General features: G+C 72.2%; 6 protein-coding genes and 1 pseudogene. 3 read left to right on the top strand and 4 right to left on the bottom strand.

Annotated features, from left to right (window positions below; genetic code table 11):
* Positions 1-90, top strand: a pseudogene (locus ABZ818_RS09970) (D-beta-D-heptose 1-phosphate adenosyltransferase); the annotation flags it as partial.
* Between the two features lie 55 nt (positions 91-145).
* Here the strand turns inward: ABZ818_RS09970 and ABZ818_RS09965 are convergent.
* From ABZ818_RS09965 to ABZ818_RS09955, 3 genes are read right to left on the bottom strand one after another with little or no spacing between them, the layout of a single operon-like run.
* Positions 146-1,174: a methyltransferase gene (locus tag ABZ818_RS09965; protein ID WP_361412713.1), complete on the bottom strand. Its 1,029-nt coding sequence runs from the start codon at positions 1,172-1,174 to the stop codon at positions 146-148.
* A gap of 52 nt (positions 1,175-1,226) precedes the next feature.
* Positions 1,227-2,285 carry a right-handed parallel beta-helix repeat-containing protein gene (locus ABZ818_RS09960; RefSeq protein WP_361412712.1) on the bottom strand — a complete coding sequence of 353 codons (1,059 nt, stop codon included), beginning with the start codon at positions 2,283-2,285 and terminating at the stop codon, positions 1,227-1,229.
* Positions 2,286-2,345: 60 nt separating this feature from the next.
* On the bottom strand, positions 2,346-3,260 hold the full coding sequence (locus ABZ818_RS09955) for an aminoglycoside phosphotransferase family protein (RefSeq protein WP_361412711.1): 915 nt from the start codon (positions 3,258-3,260) through the stop codon (positions 2,346-2,348).
* Here ABZ818_RS09955 and ABZ818_RS09950 point away from each other — a divergent pair.
* Positions 3,259-3,912, top strand: a complete 654-nt coding sequence (locus tag ABZ818_RS09950; RefSeq protein WP_361412722.1) for a rhomboid-like protein — start codon at positions 3,259-3,261, stop codon at positions 3,910-3,912. The genes ABZ818_RS09955 and ABZ818_RS09950 overlap by 2 nt on opposite strands.
* Positions 3,913-3,936: 24 nt before the next feature.
* On the opposite strand, the gene ABZ818_RS09945 is transcribed toward ABZ818_RS09950, so the two are convergent.
* Positions 3,937-5,436 carry an MFS transporter gene (locus ABZ818_RS09945; RefSeq protein WP_361412710.1) on the bottom strand — a complete coding sequence of 500 codons (1,500 nt, stop codon included), beginning with the start codon at positions 5,434-5,436 and terminating at the stop codon, positions 3,937-3,939.
* Positions 5,437-5,539: 103 nt separating this feature from the next.
* Here ABZ818_RS09945 and ABZ818_RS09940 point away from each other — a divergent pair, with 103 nt between their 5' ends.
* Positions 5,540-6,217 carry a pentapeptide repeat-containing protein gene (locus tag ABZ818_RS09940; protein WP_361412709.1) on the top strand — a complete coding sequence of 226 codons (678 nt, stop codon included), beginning with the start codon at positions 5,540-5,542 and terminating at the stop codon, positions 6,215-6,217.
* Positions 6,218-6,222 lie beyond the last annotated feature (5 nt).

Raw genomic sequence — 6,222 nt, 5'->3', positions numbered from 1 at the left:
CGCCGTGTGGTGCTGCTCGCCGACTCCGCCAAGCACGGCCAGGAGCACTTCGCCCGCTTCGGCGGCCTGAACGACGTGGACCTGCTGATCAGGCCCGGCGGCCGGTGTCCGAGGAGGTCGCGGCGGCGCCGCCGGCGGGGTCCGGTCAGGCGGGCACCGCGCAGTCGAAGGCGTGCAGATAGGCGTTGACCGGGCTGATGTCGTCGATGACCAGGCCGGCCGCCTTCAGCCGGTCGGCCATGCTGGCGCTGGTGTGCTTGGCGCCGCCGACGTTCAGCAGCAGGAGCAGGTCCATGGCGGTGCTGAACCGCATCGAGGGGGTGTCGTCGACGAGGTTCTCGATGACCACGACCCGCGCCCCGGGCCCGCCCGCCTCGATGACGTTGCGCAGGCAGCGGGCGGTGGAGTCGTCGTCCCACTCCAGGATGTTCTTGATGATGTAGACGTCGGCCCTGACCGGGATGGCCTCGCGGCAGTCGCCGGGCACGATCCGCACCCGGTCCGCCAGCGAGCCGCCCGCGCGCAGCCGGGGGTCGGCGTTGTCCACCACCCGCGGCAGGTCCAGCAGGGTGCCGTGCATGTGCGGGTACTTCTCCAGCAGGCTCGCCACCACGTGCCCCTGCCCGCCGCCGATGTCGGCGACCGAGGAGGCGCCGGACAGGTCGAGGAGCGCGGCGACGTCCCGAGCGGACTGCTTGCTGGAGGTCGTCATGGCCCGGTTGAAGACGTCCGCCGACTCGGGGGCGTCCTCGTTGAGGTGGACGAAGAACTCCTTGCCGTACAGGTCCTCCACCACGTTGCGGCCGGTGCGCACCGCCTCGTCGAGTTTCGGCCAGGCGTCCCAGGTCCACGGCTCGGTGCACCAGAGGGTGATGTAGCGCAGGCTGCCCGGGTCGTCCTCGCGCAGCAGCCGGGACATGTCGGTGTGCGCGAACGTTCCGTCGGGCTGCTCGGTGAAGACGCCGTAGCAGGTCAGCGCCCGCAGCAGCCGGCGCAGCGGCTTCGGTTCGGTCTTCACGGCGGCCGCGAGGTCCTCCACGGCCATGGGTGCGTCCCCGAGCGCGTCGGCCACACCGAGCCGGGCGGCCGCGCGGAGGGCGGCGGCGCACGCCGCCCCGAACGCGAGCTCCCTGAGCCGCATGGACGGCGGTGGGGCGGACTGAGCGGTCGTCATGTGCCGCCTTCCTTCCTTCTCGGTCCCGTGGGTTCCACGAGTGGCTACGGCCTCAGCACAGTCCCGCGGGCTTGGAGGCCCGGCAGGAGTTCTCTGCGAAGGTGTTGTGGTGCGCGGCGCTCTCCTGGTTGACCAGGTCCGCCGGGGAGTTGCCATCGAGCACGTTCCGGCTCACCCGGTTCCGCTCGCCGGCCCCGCCGACGATGCTCTTGAACAGCACGATGCCGCCGGAGAAGGGGGACCTGCCCGCGTTGCCGACGACGAGGTTGCGGAACACATCGGTCTGCTCGGTGCCGGTCAGGACGATGCCGGAGCCCTGGAGGAAGGGCAGCCGGGCGGTCGCCGGGCAGAACCTGTTGTTCTCCGCGACCCGGTTTTCGCGCACGGTCAGTGCGCCGGCCCGCGGCTTGTTCTCGTCGCCGACGACGAACACGCCCGCGCAGTTGCCGGAGACGTCGTTGCCCGCGACGGTGAGGTTGCGCAGCCGGCGGACGGTGACGCCGATCCGGTTGCCCTCCAGCCGGTTGCGGGCGATCAGCGTTCCGCCGGTGTCGGCTGCGCCCTGCTCGGCGGTGACCGTGTTGGCCAGGAAGAGTCCCGCGTCGCCGTTGCCCCGGGCGGTGTTGCTCCAGTACTCGCTGCGAACGGACCGCTCCTCGGCGATGCCCCACGTCCCGTTCTTCTCGGCGGTCACCTGCCGCACGGTCAGCCGGTCGGTGCCCACGGCCATCAGGCCGGTGTGGGGGAAGCCGGTCAGGGTCAGGCGGGAGACGGTGACACCTTCCAGGCGCTTGGCCTTGGTCCCCATCACGCAGATGCCGTTGCCCCGCTTGCCGCAGTCGCTCGTGGGCTTCTGTCTGCCCGGTTCCAGGACGGTGCCGCGGCTGCCGCGCAGGGTCAGACGGGGTGTCGTCACCTTGACACTCTCGTGGTAGACGCCGGGCAGCACCAGCACGGTGTCACCCTGTTTCGCGGAGTCCACCGCCCGCTGGATCGACTGGCCCGGATGCACCAGGTGCGTCCTGGGTGCCAGGACCGGTGGGGCGGCGGCGATGCCCGAGCCGACCAGCGCGGCGGCGCTCAGGAGCAGAGCGATATGGCGTTTCGTCATATTCTGTACGGTATGACCCGATAGTCGGCTGGAACGCCCGATGGGCCGTCCGGCGGCGTGTCACCGGCGCAGGGCGCGGCCGATCCACAGCTGTTCGGGGGAGAGGGGGCGACCGTCCTCCAGGTCCCACAGGGCGTTCTGCAGCACACGGCCGAGCGTCCAGGCGCGGGCCCGGTCGCGGTCGAGGCCCAGCGCCCCGGTCATGGCCTCGAAGCGCGGGACGACCTCGGCGGGCTCGAAGCGGTTGAACAGCGCCGGGAACAGCTCGAAGCCGGGGTCCCCGGCGAGCGGCTTGGGATCGATGGCCAGCCAGGGCTCGCGGTCGGCGCCGAGGACGTTGTCGTAGTGCAGGTCCCAGTGCAGCAGCCGGTCGCCGCTTTCGCCGGCGACCTCGCGCACGGCGGCGGCGCAGTCCGCGAGCAGCCGGCGGTCGTCCCCGCCGGGCAGTCGCCGCAACGCGCTCGGAGTCCGCTCCAGCAGGGCACCCGCGATGTCGCCCAGCCGCCGTATCCCCGCCGGGGCCGGTACGGAGGTCAGGCGGTCCAGCAGGCCGGCGATCACCAGGACGGCCTCACGGGTGTCCGGCAGGCGCGTCAGCGGGCGGGCGGAGTCGAGCCGTTCCAGCAGCAGCGTGCCGGTCGGCTCGTCGTGTTCCAGCAGCCGTACGGCTCCCGCACCGTCCCACACGCGCAGCGCCGGTGCCTCTCCCGCACTCTCCTCGTCGGGCAGTTGGAGCTTCAGGACGGCGGGCAGGCGGTCGGCGCGGACGACCGGAAGGACCAGCGCGCACACGCCGTGCATCGCCGGCCCGTCGATCCGCAGCCGCCACCGGTCGAGGAATCCGGCCACCTGCCGGGGCAGACCGGCGACGAACGCGCGGCCCGCCGCCCCGTTGAATTTCTCCTGGGAAGCGGCCAGCGCGCCGGGCACCTCGATCACACCGACGACCATACTTGCGCATGTGAGCTGGGTCATGCGGATGCGGCGTGGGCTCCGGGCGGCGACGGCGTACGTCCGCAGCGCTCCGGGGACGTACGTCTGGCTGCTGATCCTGTTCCTGACCACCGTCGCCCTGCACCACATGTCGCCGCAGTTCGAGGAGCACTTCCTGCGCCACCGCTCGACGAACCTGCGCGGGCTGTCGAACGATCCGGTGCGGGTGCTCTTCTCCAGCGCCATGTGGATCGACAGCGGCCACTGGCTGCCGTACGCGGTCCTCTACACGGTCTTCCACGCCCAGGGCGAGCGCTGGCTGGGCACCCTGCGCTGGCTGCTGGTGTGCTTGACCGCGCACGTGCTGGCGACGCTGATCAGCGAGGGCGCCGTGCTGTGGGCGATCCAGCGGCACATGGTGCCCGAGTCGGCCGTCAACACTCTGGACGTCGGTGTGAGTTACGCCCTGGCCGGGGTGATGGGGGCGCTGGCGTACCGGATCGCCCCGCCCTGGCGGTACCTGTACCTGGCCGCCGTCCTCGCCTTCTACGCCGTGTCGCTGGTGACCAGGCACACCTTCACCGATCTGGGGCACTTCGCCGCCGTCCTGATCGGCCTGGGCTGCTATCCGCTGGTCAGGGGCCGGGGAGGGCCGTGGAACCCGATGGAAGCGCTGTTCGTGGTGAGGCGTTAGCGCCCGGCCCTCGGGCCCCGTGCCTTATGCCACTGGTTCCGATACGGGCGCCTCCGTCGGGGCCCCGTGCTCGGGGGCCCTGCCCGTCACCATCAGGCCCGCGATCAGACCGGCCACCAGCATGACGGCGGCCGCCCACCAGAGGGCGACCGTGTAGCCGTGGACGATGCCCTCCGGCACCACCCGGGCCCGGTCCGCCCGGCCGTGCAGATGGGCGGTGACGTAGGCGGCGCCGCTGGTCGTGGCGACCGTGTTGAGCAGAGCGGTGCCGATGGAACCGCCGACCTGCTGCGAGGTGTTCACGGTCGCGGAGGTCACCCCCGAGTCCTGCGGGGCGACGCCCGCGGTGGCGGTGGCGAACACCGGCATGAAGGTCAGGCCCATGCCGAGGCCCATCAGCACCAGCGCGGGCAGCACCTCGCTCGGGTAGCGCGAGTCGACCGTGAGCCGGGTCAGGAGCAGTAGCCCGCCCGCGGCGAGGAGCATGCCGGGGACCATGAGCACGCGCGGCGCCACGTGCCGCAGCAGCCGGGCCGAGATCTGCGTCGAACCGGTGATGACCGCGGCGGTCATCGGCAGGAAGGCGAGCCCGGTGCGCAGCGGCGAGTAGCCGAGGATCTCCTGCAGGTAGTACGTCATGAACAGGTACAGCCCGAACATGCCGATCACCGCCAGCAGCATGGTCAGGAGGCAGCCCGCCCGGACGCGGTCCCGCAGGACGTGCAACGGCAGCAGGGGCACCGGCGCCCGGCTCTGCCACCACACGAACGTCAGGAGCAGCGCCGCACCGAAGGCGAACAGGCTCAGCACCAGCGGGTCGCTCCAGCCGCGCGGCTGGGCCTCGCTGAAGCCGTAGACGACGGCGACCAGGCCGCCGCAGCCCAGCGCCGCCCCGGGCAGGTCCAGCCGGGCGCCCGCCCGGCCCGGCCTGTCGCGCAGCAGGGCCAGGGCGCCGAGGACCGCGACGACGGCGATGGGCACGTTGACGTACAGGCACCAGCGCCAGTTCAGAAACTCCGTCAGCACGCCGCCGACGATGAAGCCGATCGCCGAGCCGCTGCCCGCCAGGGCGCCGTAGATGCCGAACGCCTTCCCGCGCTCCCTGGGGTGGGTGAAGGTCGTGGTCAGCAGGCTGAGCGCGGAGGGGGCGAGGACGGCGGCGAAGGCGCCCTGAAGGGCGCGGGCGCCGTAGAGCATGCCCGAGGAGGTGGCCGCGCCACCGAACGCGGAGGCGGCGGCGAACCCGGCCAGCCCGACGAGGAACGTGCGCTTGCGGCCCACCAGGTCGGCGATCCGCCCGCCCAGCAGGAGCAGCCCGCCGAAGCCGAGGGAGTAGGCGGTGATGACCCACTGCCGGTTGCCGTCGGACATGTGCAGGGCGTGCTGAGCGGAGGGGAGCGCGATGTTCACGATCGTCGCGTCCAGGACCACTATCAGCTGCGCGAGCGCGATGACGACCAGTGCCCACCAGCGGTGCCGGTCGGTCTCCCGGGACGAGGACTGACCTGGACGGGCGACGCTCATCTGGCCAGAAGACCATGAATCGGGAGGTACCGCATCCTCGTGTGCGCAGGGCGCCCCGCGGTCGGGAGGGGGATTGTCAGTGGCGGGGTGCAGCATGAGGGGCATGGTGAGCGGAGCGAGCGGTAGGGCCGGTGTGAAGAGCGCGCGGCGGCCCGAGGTGCGGTTGCCGGCGCTGGAGACGTACGGCGGCGGGGGACTGGCGCCGGACGGGGACTACGACGGGCTGGAGTTCCGGGAGGAGGACTTCGCCGGGCAGGACGGGGCGGGGGCCCGGTTCCTGGACTGCGCGCTCGGAGGCTGCGCGCTGGACGACGCGTCGCTGCGGCACGCCCGCTTCCTGGACTCGGTCCTCACCGGCATACGGGGTGTCGGCACCGACCTCGCCGAGGCGACCCTGCGTGATGTGGAGGTGGTCGACGCCCGCCTCGGCGGTGTGCAGTGCCACGGTGCGGTCCTGGAGCGCGTGTGGATCCGCGGCGGCAAGATCGACTACCTGAACCTGCGCAGGGCCCGGCTGCGCGACGTCGTCTTCGAGGGCTGCGTCCTCGTCGAGCCGGACTTCGGGGGCGCCCGGCTTGAGCGGGTGGAGTTCGTGGACTGCGTGGTCAAGGGCGTCGACTTCAGCGCGGCGACGCTCTCGGACGTGGACCTGCGGGGCGCCGCGTCCCTGGAGATCGCGCGCGGGCTGGACCGGCTGGCGGGCGCGGTGATCAGCACCGGTCAGCTCTTGGACCTGGCGCCGGTGCTGGCGGCGGAACTGGGGATCAGGGTGGAGGGGTGAGGGGA

The organism is Streptomyces sp. NPDC047453, from assembly GCF_040643155.1.
GTDB lineage: Bacteria > Actinomycetota > Actinomycetes > Streptomycetales > Streptomycetaceae > Streptomyces.
The sequence above is the reverse complement of the archived record's forward strand: the minus strand, read 5'-3'. Positions and strand labels throughout refer to the sequence as shown.

Coding starts and splice junctions, on each gene's coding strand:
- ABZ818_RS09945 (WP_361412710.1), bottom strand. CDS start 5,436: ATGAGCGTCGCCCGTCCAGGTCAGTCCTCGTCCCGGGAGACCGACCGG.
- ABZ818_RS09940 (WP_361412709.1), top strand. CDS start 5,540: ATGGTGAGCGGAGCGAGCGGTAGGGCCGGTGTGAAGAGCGCGCGGCGG.
- ABZ818_RS09965 (WP_361412713.1), bottom strand. CDS start 1,174: ATGACGACCGCTCAGTCCGCCCCACCGCCGTCCATGCGGCTCAGGGAG.
- ABZ818_RS09960 (WP_361412712.1), bottom strand. CDS start 2,285: ATGACGAAACGCCATATCGCTCTGCTCCTGAGCGCCGCCGCGCTGGTC.
- ABZ818_RS09955 (WP_361412711.1), bottom strand. CDS start 3,260: ATGACCCAGCTCACATGCGCAAGTATGGTCGTCGGTGTGATCGAGGTG.
- ABZ818_RS09950 (WP_361412722.1), top strand. CDS start 3,259: ATGCGGATGCGGCGTGGGCTCCGGGCGGCGACGGCGTACGTCCGCAGC.